Source organism: Candidatus Planktophila lacus (assembly GCF_002287925.1).
In the GTDB taxonomy this organism is placed as follows: Bacteria; Actinomycetota; Actinomycetes; order Nanopelagicales; family Nanopelagicaceae; genus Planktophila; species Planktophila lacus.
On the sequence record NZ_CP016769.1, the window covers coordinates 494801 to 516379 of the forward strand.

Below are 21579 nucleotides of genomic sequence, written 5' to 3' on the forward strand. Positions count from 1 at the left end.
CTACTCGAAATCTCCGCCGCGGCCGGTAAGGCGCTTCGGGTTTTTGCGCGGCCGATCAAAACGCGTTGCCAGAGCAATGACCGCTATCGCATTGATGGCAATTAAGACAAGACCTATCTTCATTAGGCGCCTAGTACTGCCCAGACAACGAGAGCGAAGATTGCGATATCAAATGCGATGATCGCAATTGCTGACAGTGAAACAAGGCCGCGTGAATCTGCGATCTTTTCAGTCATTGCAGATGGCTTCTCAACTTTGCGAAGATCAATGATCAACGCTTCGCCTTCGCGCACTGCTGCGTATTGGCTGATAGTTGCAAGAATTCCGGTAACGGCGGCAACGCCAAGGGCTAAGTACTTAGCGCCATCTGATGCGGTTTCAAAGGAACCGATTGCAGCAAGGGCGACAATTGCAATAAGAACTAGAGCCGGGGCAACTTGTGCCTGAATGATTTGAAGACGTAGTTGGTTCCACTGCTTAATGAGCGACTTCTCTTCCATGAGCGTTTCCTCTCCAAGAAACTCTGTTATCCGTTTGGATACCTTAAAGGTTAGGCGTACGGAAGGAGAAGTGCGACCTGAAAAAACCTTGTGGATTTTGGTTCTAGCGCGCATGGCGGATCGGGCTGGTTTACCCTTTCGCTATGAAAATCTATGCGATCGCCACTGGCGCAGCCGTTGCACTGGCTCTAGTTGTTGCCCCATCTGCCTCAGCCGCTGTTAAAGAAGGTGCGGCATGTAAGAAGGCGGGACAGTCTTCGACAGTATCTGGTCGCAAATTCACTTGTGTGAAAAAGGGAAGTAAGTTGGTTTGGAATAAAGGTGTGGTGATTAAGAGCGCACCAACTGCATCGGCAACTGCTGCTGCGAGTGCGGCTCCTATGGCGAGTGCAACTCCAATGGCAACAAAATCTGCAGAACCAACAAAATCTGCAGAACCAACCAAATCTGCAGCCCCAGCTTCAACGGGTTACACAATGGAGCGCGTTAAGGCCAACGGCACAACTTCAAGTTGTTGGGCTGTAATTAGTGGAAACGTTTATGACTTAACTAAGTGGATTGGTTCTCATCCAGGTGGATCAGGTGCGATCGCATCTTTATGTGGCACAGATGGCACATCCGAGTTCAACTCGATGCACCGTAATCAAAATAAACCAGAAGCACGCCTAGCGGGTTACTTGTTAGGACCGCTGGCTAAGTAGAATGGGGAGATGAAACGGGCTTTCTCAACTCTTGTTGTAGTTGTATCTCTCGCGGTATTTGCCTCGAATGCACAAGCAGTTGTTAAAGCAGGCAGCGCCTGTTCTAAAGTTGGCGCTACGAGCGTTGCATCGGGAAAGAAATACACCTGCGTTAAATCTGGAAAGAAACTCGTTTGGAATAAAGGCGTAACCGAAAAAGCGGCGAACAAACAGTCTGCATCACCCGTACCTGCTGATCCTGTGACACCAACAGCAGAAACCTACTCATTTAATCATTATTGCGATCCTGATCCTTTTATCCCTGCAAAGTGGAAAGCTTGGCAAGACACGGAAAAGCGCCTTAACGGTTGCCCTCCGCCTTACCGTTATTTGGTAAAGGAGTTAGGTTCTGCCGCTCCTAAAATTGCGCAAAGCGATCTGAGTGAGTTGCAAAAAATTGAAGCATGTAAAAATCTAGGCAGTCGAGTTCGTCCAGGGCGCTCATTTATCGGTGCCACAAAGGCTCGCCCAACGATAATTCAGGTAGTGCCTTTCTATATGAATAATGGAACGCCAACAACTACGCCGGCGCAGGATTGGGCGGATGCTCATAAATTTGCTCTCGATGCGATTGCTAATATGAGCGATCAGGGTTCAGATATTCAGATTCGAATGCCAGATTCATATATCTACGTAAATGATGATTTAAAGCGATTTAATCTAGGCAATAACACGATGCATGGCGATACCTCTGCAACCGAAAGTCGCTGGGATTTGATTAATACTGTTACAAAAGTGGCTGATCCTGGGATTGACTTCTCAGAAGCAGATGCCGTCTGGTTCTTGGCGCCAAGTAATGTCAAACGAACTTTGCTTTCAAATCAAATTGCATATGGCAGACAACTCATCACAAAGGAAAAAAGCTTTAATCAAAGCTCATATATTTCCTCACCAATTTCTGATTTTTCGAATGAAGGCTTCCAGGCACGAGAACCCTTTGGTTTCGTTCACGAGTTAATGCATATATTTGATACCGCTGACGATCACTATGGGGATCACAAAAACGATTTAGGAACAGGCGGCTGGGGCAACATGTCTGGTGCTCAGGTCGATTTCTTAGCCTGGGATAAATGGACTTTCGGGTGGATTGGTGATCAGCAAGTTAGATGTGCGCCGGCTGGCACAACCAGTATTCATTGGATTAAACCTTCAACCGTTAAAGGTGCATATGAAAAATTATTGATGATTCCGATCAGCAATACTAAATTCATTGCAGTCGAGTCAGTGCGTAACAGCGGGTTTAACTTTAAAATTCCAGTTCCAATGCTTGGTGCAATTGTATACACAATCGATACCAAAGTACTTGATCAGCAAGTTGTATTCGGAACGGGCATTAACGTTCTATGCCCTAAAACACGCTCTTGTGATTACGCTCCTATGGCTCGCAACTTTCCGCTTAGTGGAGCAGCGCTAAAGGTAGGCGAGTCAATAACCGCACTGGGTTATCGAATAAGCGTTGTAGAAAGCGGAGATTTTGGAGATGTTGTAAAGGTTGAAATCGCTTAAGGCTAAGAGCGAATGAATTGAGCAACTTCTGGGTTGCTCTTCATCTGCGCTAGATCTTCAGGTGTTGGCAGAGTTGGGCGATCGCGTTTTACTTTGACCATACATAAGAAGCCAAGTACTTCGTTTTCGGCGGCGCGGAATTGGTGCCACGCCCAAGCTGGAACATAGACCAAGTCATGAATTGCTAGCGGCAGAACTTCATCGTCGACTAAACAGGAGCCTTTGCCCTTAATCGGAATAACTAAATGTGTGTGTTCATGTTTTTCTAGAGTTGTGTGGCCGCCGGCATCTACTTCGAAGTAGCGGACCTCCATGCCATCCTGGTGATCTTCACCGAACAAGATGCGACGGGTTACATCTTTAAATGTGGCAGCGCCATCTTCATCTTTATAGACGAGCTCTTCAACGTTACGCCAGCGATGAGGTTCATCCTGGGTAACGTGGTATTTACTCTTGCTCATTCGGCGATTATAGCCACGATAAGGAATTGGTGTTTAATTAGATTATGAGCGAACACAAGTGGGGCTTTAAAACTAAGGCTCTGCACGCCGGCACGCAGCCAGATCCACAAACTGGTGCGCGCGCACTTCCGATTTATCAATCATCGGCATTTGTCTTTGAAAATACCGAAGATGCCGGAAATTTATTTGCGCTGCAGAAGTACGGCAATATCTATAGCCGAATTGGTAACCCAACCGTTTCGGCCTTTGAAGAAAAGATTGCAGCCCTTGAAGGTGGCATTGGCGCTGTTGCAACCTCTAGCGGACAAGCAGCGCAGTTCTTAACTTTCGCAGCTCTTGTCGGTACCGGCGATCATGTAGTTGCATCATCTGCTTTATATGGCGGCACGTTGACTCAGTTAGATGTCACCTTGCGCCGCTTTGGTGTGGATACAACTTTCGTGAAGTCGGATAAGGCTGAAGATTTTGCCGCGGCAATCACCGATAAGACCAAGTTTCTTTATGCCGAGATGGTTTCCAACCCAGCGTCACAAGTTGGCGATATCGAAGCACTGGCAAAGGTGGCACACGATGCTGGCCTGCCTTTAGTTATCGATTCAACTGTGGCAACACCATATTTAGTGCGCCCAATTGAATTTGGCGCCGACATTGTTCTTCACTCAGCAACTAAGTTCTTAGGCGGACATGGCACAACGCTGGGTGGCGTAATCGTTGAATCTGGAAAATTTAATTGGGGTAACGGCAAGTTCCCAATGATGACCGAGCCAGTTCCTTCATACGGTGGCGTCTCTTGGTGGGAGAACTTCGGTGAATTTGGATTCTTAACCAAGGTTCGCGTTGAACAGTTGCGCGATATCGGAGCATCGCTAAGTGCGATGTCAGCATTCTTATTGGTGCAGGGCGTTGAAACGCTGCCACAACGTATGCGCGATCACGTAATCAATGCCAAAGCTGTCTCTGAATGGTTGGAAAGTGATTCACGTATTGCCTGGGTTAAGTACTCAGGGCTTGCTAGCCATCCACATTATGCGCGCGCCAAGAAGTACATGCCTGAAGGTCCGGGATCAGTATTTTCATTTGGCGTTAAGGCATCTGGTGATTTATCTGGACGCCAAACCGGTGAGAAGTTTATTAACTCAGTGCAGTTAGCTAGCCACTTAGCCAATATCGGCGATGTGCGCACGCTAGTGATTCACCCAGCAAGCACCACGCACCGCCAATTAACTGATGACCAGTTGATTGAGGCTGGAGTTCCACAAGACTTGGTTCGTATCAGCGTAGGCTTGGAAGATATTGAAGATATCTTGTGGGATCTAGATCAGGCGTTAACTACTGCAACAGGATCGGTGCGCTAATGGCATTTACTGAACCAAACGCGATGGAGCGCTTGAAGTACATGCAGGATGCCACGACTGTTGCAATCGTTGGAGCATCAGATAACCCATCACGCGCTAGTTACTTTGTTGCGACATATTTACTGTCGGCTGCGCACTTTAAGTTGTTCTTTGTAAACCCAAAACTCAACGAAATCTTGGGCCAGAAGGTTTATAAGTCTCTAGCTGATATTCCAGAGCCAGTGGACATTGTCGATGTCTTTAGAAAAGCATCAGATATTCCAGGTGTGCTTGATGAGGCAATTGCCATTAAGGCAAAGACTTTCTGGATGCAGCTCGGAATTAGTGATGATGCATCTGCCGAACGCGGCGTGGCGGCAGGGTTAAATGTTGTGCAAGATAAATGCATCAAGATTGAGCATGCGCGCTTTGCTGGCGGACTTAACCTGGCCGGTTTTAACACTGGGGTTATCTCATCCAAGCGCAATAAATCTATTTAACTAAATAGTTCCTGCATCTAAACCCTTTAGAACTTCTTTCGCGCGCACCTTTAGCTCAGGTAGATCAGATAAGCGATTAAGACCGAAGATCTGCTGGCTCATGCGGTGGTTCTTCTTAAAGGTTTCAGAGTGACGATCTAGGAAATCCCAATACAAAGTAGTAAATGGACAAGCGGTATCGCCGGTGCGCAGTTTGGGGTTGTAGGCGCAGCCTTTACAGTAATTAGACATGCGCGAGATATAGGCACCGCCTGCCGCATATGGCTTAGTCATCATCGCACCGCCATCTGCGTGAACGCCCATACCAATAACGTTGGGAACCATTACCCATTCGGTGGCATCGATAAATACTTCGCGCATCCAATCGAGAAATTCTTGTGGGTTAGTGCCGGTGATCAGGGCTAAATTACTTAAGACCATAAGGCGCGGGATGTGGTGAACCCAGGCGCGATCTTGAATATCTGTGACGATAGTTTTAACGCAGTTCATCTGGGTCTTGGTGGGATCGCTAAAGAGCGGCAGAAGTTTCTTGGTGGCGTTAAGTTGATTGTTATCGCGGTATTCAGGGCCTAAGTACCAGTACATGCCATTTACATATTCGCGCCAGCCAATTACCTGACGGATGAATCCTTCGGCAGATTCGATCGGAATATCACCGGTGTTGAACTTCTTTACTGCGGCATCGATAACTTCGCTGGCGTGAAGAAGTCCATTGTTTAGGTATGGGCTAAGAAGTGAATGGTGGAGCGCCCAGTTATCAAGTGCCATGGCATCTTCATATGGCCCAAATGTTGCAAAGTGGTTTTCGATGAAGTTATTTAACTGAGCAAGTGCGCCTTTGCGAGTAGTCGCCCATGTTGTGGTGGGAGTGAAGCCCAGTTCTTTACCAACCTCAAGATCAATCGCATCTGGTTTATGTTCTAAATACTTGGGCCAGGTGTAATTTTTTGGGGGAGGCAAGCGGTTCTCTTTATCGAAGTTCCACGCACCCCCGGTTGGTTTGCCGTTTTCGATCAAGATATTTAAGCGAGCACGTTGAGCGCGATAGAAAGTCTCCATCAGATAACTCTTCTGCGAATCTGCCCAGATAAAGAAGTGCTTGCGGGTGGTTAGGAAGAAGTCGTTTTCTACTAATTCTGCGCCGAATCCTTTGAGTTGTTCCATCTGGCGATGAGATGAAGGTTCGGCGCAGATTAACTTGTGGGTCTTATATTTCTTTTGAACCTTGGTTATGCCATCGATTGTGGTTGGAGCTTTCTCATATTCCACGGTGAAGCCTTCATCGCGCAGTGATTGTGCAAAGTGGCGAGCGGAGGAGATAAGAAAGTGCAGGCGCTGTGGGTGCCAGTTCCGGCCGGTGGTCATGCGCGCACTTTCGACCATCACAATTACATCTTGCTTAGGGTCAGCGTTCTTTAGCGCGCCAAATTTGCGGTGCAGGTGATCAAAAGGAAGATAGATCAGCTGCGACATGCGTAAAGAGTAATTGGATCAGCGTTTTTACGCGCCTTTTAGCTACTTCTTTTTAAAGCCAGTTGGGCACTTAGGTGGTGCGCCGGTTACTTTCTTGGAGGTCTTGCCTTTGACGCAAATGATTGTGGATTTCTTTGGCGCAACTGTTTTAGTAGCCTCCGCTGGCTTCTTAAAGCTAACTGCCAATCGCGGTGATGAGTAAGAGAACCCGTAGGCACGCAGATTGATCCAATCGTTCTTTGCGTCATAGGTCGCAGTCACTGTTGCAACCTTCTTGGTGCCATCGTCATAGGAAACTTCAACTTTGGCATATCCGGCAGCGATTGCTGGGTCGATACCCCACCAATCACGTGCGCGATTTCCTTTAACTTTCAACTCCAGCCAGCCTTCGATCTCTTTGCCGTTTTCATCAAAGTGAACGTTGCCAACCTTTACAACGATCTGCTGGCTATCGCGATCAAAGCGGAAATCACTTAGACACCACCAGCCGTTGGTTCCGAGGATCACATCATCGGCGCGAGTATCTGAAGTTTTATTTCCTGCATCCCAATAGACCATGTTGACTGCCATATTGCGTTGAGTTGATGCGGCTTTCAAAAGATTAGATTCGCAGACCGGATCGTTCGGGCGGGCTGCCGGGCTATTTTCAGGGAGTCCCTTAACGGTAATTAAATCTCCAGTGACGCTAACTTGTGGATCGCGAACATTGGAGAGCACCCATTTGATTCGCTTGGAAAAGCCTGGGCTCTTTAAAATAAATTGAAAGTAGTAGCCCGCTGGAAGAGAAGCCTTATTCATATCATTTGAAGTTAAATAGATCTGCAGACTGCTATTCATCAAGTGAACGCTGGCGCTGACTTCACTTGATCCATCAGTAGTTGTTACACCAGCAGGTAGAGTCCAGATATGAGCTAATCCGCCGAAGTCCTTTACTGAAGAGTAATTCTCAATTTGTTCTCCTTGAGGAGATGAAATCATTTGCCACTCTTGAACGGCAGTAGTTGGGTCGAAGTTTGGTTGCTTCTTGTATTTCATTTCACCAACTTCGGTGCCATCTTCTTTAATAACCTTGATGCTCTGAGTGCAATCTGTTGTGATCTTCCACTGCTCATCGCAAGGGAGCCAAACTCCGTAACGCACATCGGTGATGCCAGTTTGCTTCCACCACTTTGGTTCAGGTGGCATCGGAAAAGGATCGGCGGCGCTGGCGGGGGTAAGAGTGGTTGCAGCCAGGAGTAAGGCGATTGCGATGCGAAGCGCTGAACGAGTTTTCATGGCTACTTCACCGTTTCTTTTGCCACTTTTTATGCGCCCAGTGCGGTTGTCGGCGCGCTGGATTAGAGTCTAAATCTAGGTAGTCCTATGCCCATCGGCAATAGCAGGTGGCGAACTTGTACTCACAAGGAGGCAGAAATGTTCGAACTATTGGCTCTTACGGCGGTTATCTATCTCTTTATCAATCGCAGGAAGAAGGTGCGCAAGCCGCGGGGGATCGATGCCGAACTCCGCGAGCTAGTCGAGAGCACTTATTACTCCGATGCGATGGCCGCTGAGATCAAGGGTTATCTGCTTTCAGTTGTTGGCGATGATCGCGATGGCGCCGAGAAATTTTCCGATGCACGAATTGCGCAGGCGCAATCTATTTTAGATAAGGCCGGGCCTTCCGCTTTTTACTGGATGACTGAAATCGCAACGCAATTAGCGGTTTTATCTGCCGCCAAGATCAATGGCATCGCCACAAATGTTGAAAGCGAGATTGGCGCTGACCCAGTAACGCCGGAAAGCGTTGTTCGCATCGTCGTTCAAGGTTAAGAAAATTACAGAAAGTAGTTTTAATTATTTGATTAAATTATTTGATTGCACTTGCAGAGAAAGAATTTTGATATATATTTAGTGGACCGCGCCGGTTCGCCAGAACCGACACGGCCGCCAGATGCGAATTAAAGATTGCTGAGATCCGGCCCGTCGTTATTTCGACGGGCGCTTCGCATTTCCACGTATCTAAATACGAGGTCGGCTAAGGCAACGACAAGCGTCACCCAATCGGTAGCTCTCATTTCATTTGCACTCCTTTCTCCATTCTCAGCCTTTGCTGAGTGAACAAATGGGTCGCTGGCGGCGCGCATCTGCGTGGAGTTAAGGATTAAGGCGTGCGAAAGGTATTGGTAACAAGCCGCCAAGATTCAGATTTCTCCTTGGCTGTGGATATATCTCAATCAGCCGCTCGGATTAGTTAATTAATTGGCCGCTGATTAGAATGCGCAGATGAAGCCAGAATCGGCCGGAAGTAAATTTAAGAAGGCGCTGCAGGAAGAGAAGCCACTGCAGATTGTTGGTGCAATAAATGCAAATCATGCGTTGCTGGCAAAGCGGGCTGGATACCGCGCCATTTACTTATCTGGTGGTGGGGTCGCCGCAGGTTCACTGGGTGTTCCAGATCTTGGAATAACAACTTTAGAAGATGTCTTAACTGATGTTCGTCGAATAACTGGAGTTTGTGATCTGCCCCTGTTGGTTGATGCCGATACAGGTTTTGGGCCATCGGCTTTTAATATCGGTCGCACTGTAAAAGATTTAATCAAAGCAGGCGCAGCTGCAATGCACATTGAAGATCAGGTGCAGGCAAAGCGTTGTGGCCATCGCCCGAATAAAGAGATTGTTAGCAAGGGCGAAATGGTTGATCGCATTAAGGCAGCCGTTGATGCGCGCACGGATGCAGATTTTGGAATCATGGCGCGCACAGATTCGATTGCAATTGAAGGTATCGATGCTGCGATTGAAAGAGCACTTGCCTACATTGAAGCTGGTGCTGATTTTGTTTTCCCTGAGGCGATCCGCGATCTGGAAAGTTATAAGAAGTTTGCCGCCGCTGTTGGTAAGCCGATCTTGGCTAACATCACCGAATTTGGTTTAACCCCTTTATTTACTCGTGACGAACTCGGCGCCAATGGCGTGGGAATGATCTTGTATCCGTTGTCAGCTTTCCGCGCGATGAACAAGGCGGCCGAAAACGTTTATGAGGCGATTCGCCGTGATGGAACCCAAGCCGGTGTCATCGATTCGATGCAGACCCGCGAAGAGTTGTACGAGCGAATTAATTATTATGAATTCGAAAAAGCGCTAGATCAATTCCAGAGCGAAAAGGATAAGTAATGTCGGCAAATATCACCCGTGTAAATCAGGAGTTCGATAAAGAAATCGTAGATATCGTCGATTACGTCTTTGATTACGAAGTTACTTCGGATCTGGCATATGAAACTGCGTGGTCATGTTTGATGGACACCTTGGGTTGTGGCCTGGAATCACTCGAATACGAAGCCTGCACCAAGTTGCTTGGTCCGCTAGTTCCAGAACTTCAGGTTAAAGATGGTGTGCGCGTTCCGGGCACCGCTTATCGCTTAGATCCAGTGCAGGGTGCATTTAATATCGGTGCCCTTATCCGTTGGTTAGATTTCAATGACACCTGGCTTGCCGCTGAATGGGGACACCCATCAGATAACTTAAGCGCGATCTTGTCTGTCGCTGACTGGATCTCGCAGCATCCGCAATATGGCACCGGTAAGAAACTCACTATGCGCGATGTAATGACTGCGATGATCAAGGCCCACGAAATTCAGGGCTGCATCGCACTTGAAAATTCATTTAACAAAGTTGGTCTAGATCACGTGATCTTGGTAAAGATCGCATCCACCGCTGTGGTTTCGCAGATGCTCGGTTTAACTCGCGAGCAAGCGCTTAACGCGGTTTCACTTGCTTGGATCGATGGACATTCACTTCGCACATATCGCCATTACCCAAATGCGGGATCACGTAAATCTTGGGCGGCAGGCGATGCCACATCTCGCGCGGTGCGTCTTGCACTTATGGCCAAGTTAGGTGAGATGGGTTATCCATCTGCACTAACTGCCAAGACCTGGGGTTTCTACGACACCTTGTTCCGCGGCAATCACTTTAAATTCCAACGCCCATACGGTTCATATGTAATGGAGAACGTGCTCTTTAAGATTTCCTACCCAGCAGAGTTCCACTCACAAACAGCGGTAGAAGCCGCCTTTACGCTGCATAAGCAGATGGTTGCTGCAGGAAAGACCAGCGATGACATCGCCAAGATCAGCATCCGCACCCACGAAGCATGTATCCGAATCATCGATAAGAAGGGGCCGCTCAATAACCCAGCAGATCGTGATCACTGTATCCAGTACATGGTTGCGGTGCCGTTGATCTTTGGTCGTTTAACTGCCCGTGACTACGAAGATGTAATCGCCGATGATCCACGAGTTGATGCGCTACGCGCAAAGATGCACCTGCGCGAAGATGAAAGCTTTACTGCAGATTACTTTGACCCAGCAAAGCGTTCGATCGCTAACGCGATGACCATCGAATTTAACGACGGCACCGTGCTTGGTGAAGAAGTCGTCGAATATCCAGTGGGCCATGCACGTCGTCGCGCCGAAGGAATTCCGTTGCTCGTTGAGAAGTTCAAGATCAACTTAAATCGCATCTTCGCCGCCAATCAACAGAAGAAGATCTTGGACCTTTGCTTAGATCGCAAAGCCCTGGAGGCCACAGAAGTTAAGGACTTCATGGCGATGTTGGTCAAGGAATAAACCTTTGAAGAAATTGCGCGGCCTGCTTAAAGCCTCACACTTTGGGCCGACGCTAATTGTTACTGCCATTTCTTGGTTCTTTGCCGCGCATTACTGGTGGGAAGGACCTGCCTATGTAATCGCTTTTGGTGTATTTACCGGCCAATTAGTTGTCGGCTGGAGCAATGATCTATATGACTATAAAGATGATTTGATGCATAACCGGCAGAACAAACCACTTGTATCTGAACTTATCTCGCAAAGCTATTTAAAGCGCTGGCTTACCTTCATGGTGCCGTTCTCATTTGTGGCAAATTTGCTTGGCCCGCTTGGGTTTAAAGGCGGCTTGGTTTATATGTTTGGAATCGCAATGGGAGTTGCTTATAACTTCTTCTTTAAATTTAACGTCTTCTCATGGCTCCCATACGCTCTGGCCTTTGCAGCGCTGCCTTCATGTATTGCGATTTCAAAAGATGTAACTCCACCAGTATGGATGTGGCTTGGGGGAGCGTTGCTGGGATCTGCTGCACACTTTATAAATGTAATTAAAGATATGGATCAAGATCGCGCAAGTGGCATTGGTGGTGCGCCACAGCGAATTGGTAAGCGCAACTCAATAGTTGTTGCAGGGCTGTTGATCGCCCTAGGGCTTTCAACGCTAGTTGTATTTAATTAATTTTTAACTAGCGAACGCTACGCATAACAGCAGTGACTTTGCCCAAGATCTCGCAGTTATCGCCATTGATTGGCTCGAATGCGGGGTTGGCAGGAAGCAACCAGATGTGGCCGTTCTTGCGTTGGAAAGTCTTTACGGTTGCTTCGCCATCGATCATCGCGGCAACGATTTCGCCGTTGTTGCAATCCTTCTGTTCGCGAATAACAACGTAATCGCCATCGCAGATTGCGGCATCGATCATTGATTCACCGACAACTTGCAACATGTAGAGGTTGCCCTTACCGACCAAAGTTTCAGGGAGGGCAAAGGTAGATTCAACGTTCTGTTCTGCGGTGATTGGGCCACCGGCTGCGATACGACCAACGAGTGGAACCTGCTTGGTGGCTTCGACTTCGAGTTCGGATTTCTCGCCAGGCATTAATACTTCAAGTACTCCGCCGCGAGTTGGGTGGGCGGTGATAAAACCTTTTTCCTGCAAGATCTCGAGCTGGTATTTGACGGAGGCAGGGGATGAAAGGCCGGCGGCCTTAGCGATCACACGCATTGACGGTGGGTAACCCTCGTCGTCCATGCTCGCCTTGATGACCTGGAGGATCTTGAGCTGGCGGGCGGTTAGCTTCTCCTCGTCGGAGGTGAAGTCTGGGAGCTCGGTTACTTTGCTGGATGCGGGTTTCTTAGCCATGGGCTAATCGTCCCACGCCTAGGAAAAAAAATCAAACATATGTTCGAAAATAACTTGCCGATGTCGGTGGCATGGGGTTTAATTGGCCTTGTTCGAACAACTGTTCGAATACCTTCCCCAAGGTAGTACCAGCAGGAGAAAACCATGAGCACAGTTTCTTTAAACGCAACAAGCGCGCAAACCCTTATAAATCAAGGGTTTCAAGGCTATTCAACCAATCCGTCCGGCTTTCGTTTAAATCGCCGTGGTCGCCTAGCCCGTACGTTCGTGGTTCTCTCACTCGCTGTGGTCCTAGCCAGCGTCTTTGGCTTCCAGGCCGGGGCCGGCACAACCGACACCGTTGGCGCCCCAACATCTTTTATTGAGATCACCGCAGCCCCTGGGGATACCCTCTGGTCGCTGGCTACCCGTATGGCAGATGGCGGAGATGTTCGCGCGCTCGTAGATGAGATCGCTTCCGTTAACTCGCTGGCAACGGCTGAGCTCCAGGCAGGCCAGAAGGTACGCATCCCGCTCGATTAGTTTTGAATTAGTTTTAAGAGATAGCCCCGACACGCCCTAGCAATGGTTAATGCGTACTCATCAGGAAAACTCTCAAGATTTGCTTTATAGTTCCCACTATATGTAGGGGTCGAAACGAAGAAAACTTCCATAAGTAGTGTTTTTAGGGTAGTTTCAGCGGTTCGCCAATACATCTAAATTTGGGAATATCTAGTATTTCGAAGGGAGACACGCCGAGATGATTTGCCCGTTCTGCAGCCACGATGATTCTCGAGTTGTTGACTCTCGTCCGGTCGAAGATGGCACTCAGATCCGCCGTCGCCGTGAATGCCCACAATGTGGCGAGCGCTTCTCAACTCAGGAAGTCGCTCTTCTCAACATTATTAAACGATCTGGTGCAACCGAGCCATTTGCTCGCGAAAAAGTTTTGGTTGGCGTACGTAAAGCCTGCCAAGGTCGCCCAGTCGGCGAAGATGATCTAGTCCTGTTGGCCCAGCGCGTTGAGGAAACCCTTCGCCGCACTGGCAAAGCAGAAATCGAAGCTCAAGAAGTGGGCTTGGCAATCCTTGCGCCACTTCGCGAACTCGATGAGGTGGCTTACCTGCGATATGCCTCGGTATACCGTAACTTTGCCTCCCTTGAAGATTTCGAAGGCGAGATCGCGTTACTGCGAGCAGTGCCTTCGAGCGCTAATTCCCACGGCGCAAACGAAGTAAATGAAAAAAGCGATGCCCCATCGTTAAAAGAAAATCAAACAACAACGAGCAATCGTTAAAAGAGAAGACGGGAAAATAAAAATGTCAGATACGGTCATCAACCGACCAATCAAGATCAAAGCTCATAACACCGTAAAGGGTAAGGGCTTAACGATCGAACGTATTTATACAAATGAGGGAATTCATCCATACGATGAAGTTAAGTGGGAGCGTCGCGATGTTGTCCAGGCTAACTGGAAGACAGGCGAGACAGTATTCGAACAACTCGGTGTTGAATTTCCAGATTTTTGGTCAGTAAACGCATCAACAATCGTTACTACCAAATACTTCCGCGGGGCAGTGGGAGCAGAAAATCGCGAGTGGTCTCTTAAGCAGGTCATCGATCGCGTAGTTCTTACATATACAAAGGCCGGAAAAGAATTCGGTTACTTTGCAACAGATAAAGATGCAGAGATCTTCGAGCACGAGCTAACACATATGCTCTTGCACCAGATCTTCTCCTTTAACTCACCAGTTTGGTTTAACGTCGGAACAGCAGCACCTCAGCAAGTAAGCGCATGCTTCATCTTGTCGGTTGATGACACGATGGATAGCATCCTTAACTGGTACCGCGAAGAAGGAATGATCTTCAAAGGTGGATCAGGTGCAGGACTAAACTTGTCACGTATCCGTTCATCAAAGGAACTTCTAAAGTCCGGTGGAACAGCCTCTGGCCCAGTTTCATTTATGCGTGGTGCAGATGCATCTGCAGGAACAATCAAATCTGGTGGCGCAACCCGTCGCGCAGCCAAGATGGTTGTTCTAGATGTTGATCACCCAGATATCGAAGAATTCATCGAAACCAAGGTCAATGAAGAAGACAAGATTCGTGCACTACGCGATGCTGGCTTTGATATGGATTTGGGAGGCAAAGACATAATCTCTGTGCAATATCAGAATGCAAATAACTCAGTCCGCCTTTCAGATAAGTTCATGCAAGCGGTTGAAAACGGAGAGCAGTTTGGTTTAACAGCTCGCTCAACTGGCGAAGTTATCGACACAGTTGATGCGCGCGAACTCTTCACAAAGATTGCACAAGCTGCATGGGCATGTGCTGATCCTGGAGTTCAATTTGATGACACCATCAATGATTGGCACACAACTCCAGAGTCAGGTCGCATCAACGCCTCAAACCCTTGCTCTGAGTACATGTCACTAGATAACTCATCATGTAACTTGGCTTCACTTAACTTGATGAAGTTCCTAAAGGATGATGGATCATTTGATGCAAAGACATTTGCTCGCGCATCTGACTTGATCATCACTGCAATGGATATCTCAATCTGTTTCGCAGATTTCCCAACTGAAGCGATCGGCGACACAACTCGCGCCTTCCGTCAGCTCGGAATCGGATACGCAAACCTTGGCGCACTTCTTATGGCTTCAGGTCTTGCATACGATTCAGAGGGTGGACGCGCTCTAGCGGGTGCAATCACTTCACTTCTAACCGGAACAACATATAAGCGCTCAGCAGAACTCGCTGGCATCGTTGGTCCATATGCAGGCTTTGCACAAAATGCTAAGCCTCATGCCCGCGTAATGCGCAAGCATGCAGCAGCATCATCTGCAGCTAAGCAGCTTTCAACTCTAGATATCGATGTCTGGACAGAAGCAAATAAGGCATGGGATGCATGTCTAACAACTGGCGACAAAAACGGCTGGCGTAACGCACAGATCTCTGTGCTTGCACCAACCGGAACAATCGGTTTGATGATGGATTGCGATACAACTGGTATCGAACCTGACTTCTCATTGGTTAAGTTCAAGAAGCTCGTCGGCGGTGGCTCAATGCAGATCGTTAACCAGACAGTTCCAGCAGCCCTTCGCAAACTCGGATACACCGAAGAGACAATCGAAGCGATCGTCGAATTTATCGCGGCAAATGGCCACGTAATCGATGCTCCGGGGCTAAAGACAGAGCACTACGAAGTATTTGACTGTGCACTAGGTGCGCGTTCAATTGCTCCAATGGGCCACGTACGCATGATGGCTGCTTGCCAGCCGTTCCTTTCAGGTGCGATTTCAAAGACAGTTAACCTCCCAGAGGATGCAACTGTTGAAGAAGTTGAAGAAGTTCACCTTGAAGCATGGCGTATGGGCATCAAGGCACTTGCTGTCTACCGCGATAACTGCAAGGTCGGTCAGCCACTTTCAGATGGCAAGGCTAAGAAGAAAGATGCACCTGTTGAAGCAGAAGCACTTGCTACTCCAGTTCGCAAGCGTCTTCCAAAGTCACGCCCATCAACTACAACATCATTCTCTGTTGGCGGCGCCGAGGGTTACATGACCTCAGGTGCATACGCTGATGGTGCACTTGGTGAAGTATTCCTAAAGCTTGGCAAGCAGGGTTCAACTCTTGCCGGTGTAATGGATGCATTCTCAATCGCAGTTTCAATCGGACTCCAGTACGGCGTTCCACTAGAAACATTCGTTGAGAAGTTCACAAACTTGCGCTTCGAGCCAGCAGGTATGACAGATGATTCAGATATCCGCATGGCGCAATCCATGATGGATTACATCTTCCGTCGCCTGGCACTTGATTACTTACCATTCGATCAGCGTTCAGCGATGGGTCTGTTTACAGCCTCAGAGCGTGCACGCGCACTTGAAACAGGCGAGTACACACAAGATGCAGCACCTGCGAGTGCTGATACCCCAAAAGCGGCTGTAGCTGCGGCGGCTCCTGTGGCTGCTCCAGCACCAAAAGCAGTTGAGGTAAAGATCGAACCAGCACCACTTGATCGAGCAATCGGTTCATCATCTGATCTCCTTGAATCAATGGGAATCAAATCAGATGCACCGCTCTGTATGACATGTGGCGTAAAGATGCGTATGTCAGGTGCATGTTTCGTATGCGAAGGCTGCGGAAATACATCTGGTTGCAGCTAATTCTTTAAACCAACCCCGTTAAAAAGCCCCGCTGATTAATTTCAGCGGGGCTTTTTTATTAAACAGTTCAATTCGCTAGATTTCTTCAAATGCAAGGGCTTGGCAAAGATAAGATATGTACTTCGCAAGTTTAGGAGAAGTAATTGCCACAAGCCCTGCCCCGCAAGTTGGTGCATCGCTTGGTGACCCTAAATGCAATGAGCTCCTTCTTAATGGGCTCAATCGGATTTTCAATTCAACTAATTAAGCGCGACTTTGAGTTAACCCGCGTAGTAGCCAGTTGGCACAACATCGGCTGGGCGGCAGCCTTGGTATTTATCTCATTTATATTGCTCGGTCATGGCCATCGCCGGCCTGCCCACCAAACTATTCGCTTTGGTTGGGCGCTATTAATTCTTGGTTCACTTGTCTATTGCCTTAGCCCAAATATTTATTTCTCAGTACCTGCAGTGATCCTTACTGCAACTGGTTCGGTTATCGCAGGCAACACAACGACGGCAATCTTGGGCGCGCATTCAAAGACGGCGCTGAAGAATATGTTCCGATCAACCGGAGTCGGTTTGTTTGCGGCATCCGTTTCTCCAACGGTAATTGGCATTACGACGCAGGCAGATATTCCTTGGCGCGCAACAGTTGCAACAACTGCTGTGCTTATTGGGCTAGTTGCCTTAAAGATCGTTCCTGAATTAGAAGCTCGTCCAGAGCCAGACCATGCCGATAGCAAGATCATCTGGAATAACACGATGATCGCAATTCTTCTCTTTGCTTTTATGACGATAACAATGGAAGTTTCACTATCGGCTTGGGCGCTAGATCTTTTAACTGAGCGTGGATCAGAGGTTAAATCTGCGGTTCTATTTGCAACCATCGCACCTTATTTCGTGGCGCTAACTCGCATCTATCTTTCAACTAAGAATGAACATAACCTGTATCGCATCTGGCGATTCTCATTTGTGGCGATCGGATCAGGTGTATTGCTCGTTATCTTTGCATCATCACCAACGCTTACCTTGGCAGGTTTGATTATTGCCGCTGCAGGTATTGGGCCATGTGCATCTATTGCTATCGCAAACGCATCTTCGACCGCGCAGGGTTCAGATCGCGGTATCGCCGCCTTTGTGATTGGTATGGGCATTTCAAATGGCACATCACCATGGATCATGGGATTTGTCAGCGAGAACTTTGGATTTGCCGCAGCCTACGGAGTCATCTTGCTTGCACTAATTGCTGCAACTTATTTCTTTGCAACTATAAACAAGAAAAATTAACGAGGAAGGCGAAGTCCTTGCATTCCGCCATCTACGCCAAGTGCGGTGCCCGTTGTAGATGCTTGTGCAGGATTTGCCAGAAAGACAATCGCGCTAGCAACTTCTACAGGTGAAACAAGACGCCCGATTGGTTGGCGCGCTTGCAAGGCGGCATATTCCTGATCAGGGTTATCTGCCTTAGAAAGTAAGTTTTTAATCCAAGGGGTATCTGATGTTCCAGGGTTAACGCAGTTAACGCGAACACCGTGAGCAATTCCATCGGTTGCCATAGCAAGAGTAAGTGCGTAGATCGCACCCTTGCTGGCACCGTAAACCGCGCGATTTGGAACGCCAGCTGTTGCAACTAGCGAACAAGTGTTAACGATTGCGGCATGTGAACTGGCCTTTAGGTATGGCATCGCTGCAGCGCTCATGCGCCCTGTGCCAAAAACATTTACATTGAAAACTCGTAGCCATTCTTCTTCGGTGGCTTGCTCGACGGTGCCGATAGCGCCGATGCCAGCGTTGTTGATCAGAATATCTAGCGTCTTGCTCTGGCTGGCGAATTCAACAAATGCTTTCTTAACGCTATCGGGGTTGGCGATATCGCATTCAATAAATGTTGCTAGCTGACCCATATCACCAGAGCGAAGATCAAAGCCGAATACCTTCGCACCTTGCTCAGTTAACTTACGGGCAACTTCTAAACCGATACCAGAGCCTGCGCCTGTAACAATGGCGGTTAAGCCTGCGAAATCTTTACTCACTACTTTGCTCCCGCGTTATAGGCTTTAACGTGGTTGGTGATCTCACCGATACCTTCAATGCCCGTCTTAAGAACATCGCCAGCCTTTAGATAAATCGGTGGCTTAAAGCCCATGCCTACACCGAATGGCGTTCCGGTATTGATGATGTCACCTGGGCAGAGCTCCATAAATTGGCTGATGTACCAAACGATGTGGTTGATTCCGTATAACAAGTCATCGGTATTGGAATCTTGTTTCATCTCATCGTTTACTGAACACCATAAGCGCAGGTTATGAGCGTTAATTGAATCTGCTGAAACGATTACTGGGCCGACTGGATTAAATGTGGGGAATGACTTGCCCTTAACCCATTGACCGGCGCGCTCCATCTGCCAGTGGCGCTCTGAAACATCCTGCGAGATTGAGTAACCCAAGATGTGCTCTGCAGAATCTTCAGGAGAGTTTAGATAAAGCGCGGACTTGCCAATAACAATTGCGAGTTCAACTTCGTAATCTGTGGCCGCGCTATTTGGTGGAATAACAACATCATCATTTGGACCGGTAATCGAATCTGGAGCCTTCATAAAGATAACTGGCTCAGGTGGAGTATCGAACCCCGCCTCTTTGATATGCGCTAGGTAATTAAGACCTACGCAAATAATCTTGGTTGGCTTATTGATAACTGCGCCGTAGCGAAGACCGGCAAGCGGTGTGCGGGGAAGTGAATTCAGATCAGCGTTGGCAACGCGTAGATAACCACCGGCTTCTAAATTTTCGCGATCCCAGTCGCTGACAAGTGAATCAACATAGATTGCGTTATCACCATCGATAACTGCTGGGCGTTCTGATCCGCGTTCACCAATTCGTGCGATTTTCATTATTCCTCCAGGTCTTACACAACCTTATATGAGCAAGTAAGGCTTGGTCACGGGTGGTGTCACTGATTTTCGCTACTGTGGCCCAGTGAGGATTGAACTACAAATATGAGTGATCTATCGGCGAAAGTGCGTTCGGCCCTGGATGCCGCAGTCGCCGCCATTGGGGGATCACCACGTGAAGGCCAGATCGAAATGGCTGAAGCGGTGGCAAATGCGCTCACCGATCGCCACCATTTAATGGTGCAGGCCGGCACTGGTACCGGAAAATCACTGGCTTATTTAGTTCCAGCACTTGTCCATGGCCGCAAAGTTTTGATTGCAACGGCAACTCTTGCGCTGCAACGGCAGTTAGTGGAACGTGATTTACCTGCTGTTGTGCCAGCACTTGAAAAAGAGTTAGGCCGCGAGATTACTTATGGAATTTACAAAGGCGTCGGCAACTACGTTTGCTTACAGAAGATGAATACCGATGAACCAGATCCCGATGGCGAAGTTTTGCTGGAGGTAAGTTACTTAGAAAAAGATGCCAAACGTTTACATGCCTGGGCAAAGACTCCAGGCGTTTCAGGTGATCGCGATGATGCACCTGATGTCGATCGCAGAGTCTGGGCGGCAAATTCACTTTCTGGACGCGAATGCGTTGGCGCCGATGTCTGTAATTACGGGCCACAATGTTTTGCAGCACTCGCTAAAGCGAAGGCACAGACCGCAGATGTTGTAGTCACCAACCACACCTTGCTTGCGATCGAAATCGTTGATTCACATCCGATCTTGCCCGAACGCGATGCGGTGATCTTGGATGAAGCCCACGAGTTTATGGATCGCACTACGCAGGCAGTGACCGAAGAGCTCACATCTGCGCGCGTGATTCGCGCAGCCGCGATGGCGCGCAAACATATGCCGGGCAAGTTAGCTGATGCGCTCACCAAAGCGGCCGATAATTTCCACGATGCGATGGCAGATTACGGAGATCAGATCCGCGGTGACTTTGCCGCGCAAGGTCGGCTTGAAGAAATTCCATCTTCACTTGAAGCACCTATCCGTAAAGTTAAAGATGCGGCAGCTGCGATCGTGCAGATCATCAACGCCGATGACGACATTATCGATTCTGATGCGATTGCAGAGCGCGCCCGTGTAAAAGGTGCGGTCTCTGAGATCAATACAACTTGTGGCAAATTGTTAAAGATGGGCAATACCCACGTGCTCTGGTATGAACCAACCTTTTCAACACTGCATTTAGCACCGCTTTCTGTCTCTGAAGTTCTCCGTTCAAACCTATTAACCAAGACTCCAGTGATTGCGACATCTGCAACGCTCACCGTTGGCAATGGCTTTGATGCGATGGCGCGCAGTATTGGTTTCGTCGTTGGTTCAGATGCAGACACTGAAAGTGAAGATGGCGATATTGATCCGGCAAATGTGCAGATGCTCGATGTTGGCTCACCATTTGATTTCGCCAATCAAGGCGTTCTATATATGCCAAAGCATCTACCTGAACCAGGTCGCGATGGACCAAGTCCTGAAGTCTTAACTGAACTCGGCGAGTTAATTGATGCAGCGGGTGGACGCACCTTGGCGCTATTTAGTTCATGGCGCGGTGTTGAAGCAGCCGATGCCCATCTGCGCAGCGTTTTAAAAGAGTTACCGATCACCATAATTACTCAGAAACGTGGAGATGCAGTTGGTCCGCTCGTTGAACGTTTTGCGAAAGATGAAACATCAATTCTGCTCGGCACGATGTCGCTCTGGCAGGGCGTTGATGTTCCAGGTTCATCTTGCATCTTGGTTGCAATTGATCGAATTCCATTTCCGCGTCCTGATGAACCGGTTATGTCAGCTCGTGCATCGTTGGCAGATGCCGCAGGTGGCAGTGGCTTTATGCAAGTATCACTACCGCGCGCAGCGCTACTGCTGGCGCAAGGCACTGGCCGCTTAATTCGCAGCGTTGATGATCGCGGGGTAGTGGCCATTTTAGATTCGCGAATTGTGACCAAACGCTACGGAAGTGTCCTACTTAACTCAATGCCGCCGCTGTGGCGCACCAGCGATCGGGCTGTGGTCATTGATTCACTGCGCAGGCTTTCGCAAACCATGAAATAATTTTT

The 21579-nt window shown here is 48.4% G+C and carries 21 protein-coding genes; 13 read left to right on the forward strand and 8 right to left on the reverse strand.

The window, feature by feature from the left end:
- Complete coding sequence (locus tag A1s21148_RS07590; RefSeq protein ID WP_257789609.1) at positions 1 to 123, reverse strand: hypothetical protein; 123 nt, start codon at positions 121 to 123, stop codon at positions 1 to 3.
- Positions 123 to 500, reverse strand: coding sequence for a hypothetical protein (locus A1s21148_RS02510; RefSeq protein ID WP_095670905.1), 378 nt, complete (start codon positions 498 to 500; stop codon positions 123 to 125). The genes A1s21148_RS07590 and A1s21148_RS02510 overlap by 1 nt, the downstream gene beginning before the upstream one ends.
- A 143-nt stretch (positions 501 to 643) precedes the next feature.
- Here A1s21148_RS02510 and A1s21148_RS07545 point away from each other — a divergent pair, with 143 nt between their 5' ends.
- On the forward strand, positions 644 to 1201 hold the full coding sequence (locus tag A1s21148_RS07545; protein WP_223299416.1) for a cytochrome b5 domain-containing protein: 558 nt from the start codon (positions 644 to 646) through the stop codon (positions 1199 to 1201).
- 9 nt (positions 1202 to 1210) lie between these two features.
- Positions 1211 to 2746 (forward strand): metallopeptidase domain-containing protein, encoded by a 1536-nt coding sequence (locus A1s21148_RS02520; protein ID WP_095670906.1) that lies wholly within the window; start codon positions 1211 to 1213, stop codon positions 2744 to 2746.
- Positions 2747 to 2748: 2 nt separating this feature from the next.
- On the opposite strand, the gene A1s21148_RS02525 is transcribed toward A1s21148_RS02520, so the two are convergent.
- Positions 2749 to 3207 (reverse strand): cupin domain-containing protein, encoded by a 459-nt coding sequence (locus tag A1s21148_RS02525; RefSeq protein WP_095670907.1) that lies wholly within the window; start codon positions 3205 to 3207, stop codon positions 2749 to 2751.
- A gap of 44 nt (positions 3208 to 3251) precedes the next feature.
- Here A1s21148_RS02525 and A1s21148_RS02530 point away from each other — a divergent pair, with 44 nt between their 5' ends.
- Both A1s21148_RS02530 and A1s21148_RS02535 read left to right on the forward strand, forming a co-directional pair.
- Entirely contained in the window at positions 3252 to 4562 is a 1311-nt protein-coding gene (locus tag A1s21148_RS02530) for an O-acetylhomoserine aminocarboxypropyltransferase/cysteine synthase family protein (protein ID WP_095670908.1), read from the forward strand.
- Positions 4562 to 5041: a CoA-binding protein gene (locus A1s21148_RS02535; RefSeq protein ID WP_095670909.1), complete on the forward strand. Its 480-nt coding sequence runs from the start codon at positions 4562 to 4564 to the stop codon at positions 5039 to 5041. The genes A1s21148_RS02530 and A1s21148_RS02535 overlap by 1 nt, the downstream gene beginning before the upstream one ends.
- Here A1s21148_RS02535 and A1s21148_RS02540 read toward each other — a convergent pair whose 3' ends face one another.
- Both A1s21148_RS02540 and A1s21148_RS02545 read right to left on the reverse strand, forming a co-directional pair.
- Positions 5042 to 6514 carry a cryptochrome/photolyase family protein gene (locus A1s21148_RS02540; protein WP_095670910.1) on the reverse strand — a complete coding sequence of 491 codons (1473 nt, stop codon included), beginning with the start codon at positions 6512 to 6514 and terminating at the stop codon, positions 5042 to 5044.
- 42 nt (positions 6515 to 6556) lie between these two features.
- On the reverse strand, positions 6557 to 7789 hold the full coding sequence (locus A1s21148_RS02545) for a hypothetical protein (protein ID WP_095670911.1): 1233 nt from the start codon (positions 7787 to 7789) through the stop codon (positions 6557 to 6559).
- 138 nt (positions 7790 to 7927) lie between these two features.
- On the opposite strand from A1s21148_RS02545, the gene A1s21148_RS02550 reads away from it, so the two are divergent.
- The 4 genes from A1s21148_RS02550 (at position 7928) to A1s21148_RS02570 (ending at position 11776) form a co-directional block, all read left to right on the forward strand.
- On the forward strand, positions 7928 to 8326 hold the full coding sequence (locus A1s21148_RS02550; RefSeq protein ID WP_095670912.1) for a hypothetical protein: 399 nt from the start codon (positions 7928 to 7930) through the stop codon (positions 8324 to 8326).
- 453 nt (positions 8327 to 8779) lie between these two features.
- Entirely contained in the window at positions 8780 to 9667 is an 888-nt protein-coding gene (prpB, locus tag A1s21148_RS02560) for a methylisocitrate lyase (RefSeq protein ID WP_095670914.1), read from the forward strand.
- Positions 9667 to 11121, forward strand: coding sequence for a bifunctional 2-methylcitrate dehydratase/aconitate hydratase (locus tag A1s21148_RS02565; RefSeq protein WP_095670915.1), 1455 nt, complete (start codon positions 9667 to 9669; stop codon positions 11119 to 11121). The genes prpB and A1s21148_RS02565 overlap by 1 nt, the downstream gene beginning before the upstream one ends.
- A 4-nt stretch (positions 11122 to 11125) precedes the next feature.
- Positions 11126 to 11776, forward strand: coding sequence for a UbiA family prenyltransferase (locus A1s21148_RS02570; protein WP_095670916.1), 651 nt, complete (start codon positions 11126 to 11128; stop codon positions 11774 to 11776).
- A 7-nt stretch (positions 11777 to 11783) separates the two neighbouring features.
- On the opposite strand, the gene lexA is transcribed toward A1s21148_RS02570, so the two are convergent.
- A complete protein-coding gene (lexA, locus tag A1s21148_RS02575; protein WP_095670917.1) occupies positions 11784 to 12458 on the reverse strand; it encodes a transcriptional repressor LexA in 675 nt (224 codons plus the stop codon).
- A 144-nt stretch (positions 12459 to 12602) separates the two neighbouring features.
- Between lexA and A1s21148_RS02580 the strand changes: the two genes are divergently transcribed.
- From A1s21148_RS02580 to A1s21148_RS02595, 4 genes are all read left to right on the forward strand, one after another.
- A complete protein-coding gene (locus A1s21148_RS02580) occupies positions 12603 to 12980 on the forward strand; it encodes a LysM peptidoglycan-binding domain-containing protein (RefSeq protein WP_095670918.1) in 378 nt (125 codons plus the stop codon).
- A gap of 217 nt (positions 12981 to 13197) precedes the next feature.
- On the forward strand, positions 13198 to 13734 hold the full coding sequence (gene nrdR / locus A1s21148_RS02585; protein WP_095670919.1) for a transcriptional regulator NrdR: 537 nt from the start codon (positions 13198 to 13200) through the stop codon (positions 13732 to 13734).
- Positions 13735 to 13756: 22 nt separating this feature from the next.
- Positions 13757 to 16603, forward strand: a complete 2847-nt coding sequence (locus A1s21148_RS02590) for a vitamin B12-dependent ribonucleotide reductase (protein ID WP_095670920.1) — start codon at positions 13757 to 13759, stop codon at positions 16601 to 16603.
- A gap of 197 nt (positions 16604 to 16800) precedes the next feature.
- The gene (locus A1s21148_RS02595; protein ID WP_125932385.1) at positions 16801 to 17871 is read left to right on the forward strand and encodes an MFS transporter; all 1071 of its coding nucleotides are present in this window, start codon (positions 16801 to 16803) and stop codon (positions 17869 to 17871) included.
- On the opposite strand, the gene A1s21148_RS02600 is transcribed toward A1s21148_RS02595, so the two are convergent.
- The gene (locus A1s21148_RS02600; protein ID WP_095670922.1) at positions 17868 to 18617 is read right to left on the reverse strand and encodes an SDR family NAD(P)-dependent oxidoreductase; all 750 of its coding nucleotides are present in this window, start codon (positions 18615 to 18617) and stop codon (positions 17868 to 17870) included. The two genes, A1s21148_RS02595 and A1s21148_RS02600, sit on opposite strands and share 4 nt — an antisense overlap.
- A complete protein-coding gene (locus A1s21148_RS02605) occupies positions 18617 to 19474 on the reverse strand; it encodes a fumarylacetoacetate hydrolase family protein (protein ID WP_095670923.1) in 858 nt (285 codons plus the stop codon). The genes A1s21148_RS02600 and A1s21148_RS02605 overlap by 1 nt, the downstream gene beginning before the upstream one ends.
- A gap of 105 nt (positions 19475 to 19579) precedes the next feature.
- On the opposite strand from A1s21148_RS02605, the gene A1s21148_RS02610 reads away from it, so the two are divergent.
- Positions 19580 to 21574 (forward strand): ATP-dependent DNA helicase, encoded by a 1995-nt coding sequence (locus A1s21148_RS02610; protein WP_095670924.1) that lies wholly within the window; start codon positions 19580 to 19582, stop codon positions 21572 to 21574.
- Positions 21575 to 21579 lie beyond the last annotated feature (5 nt).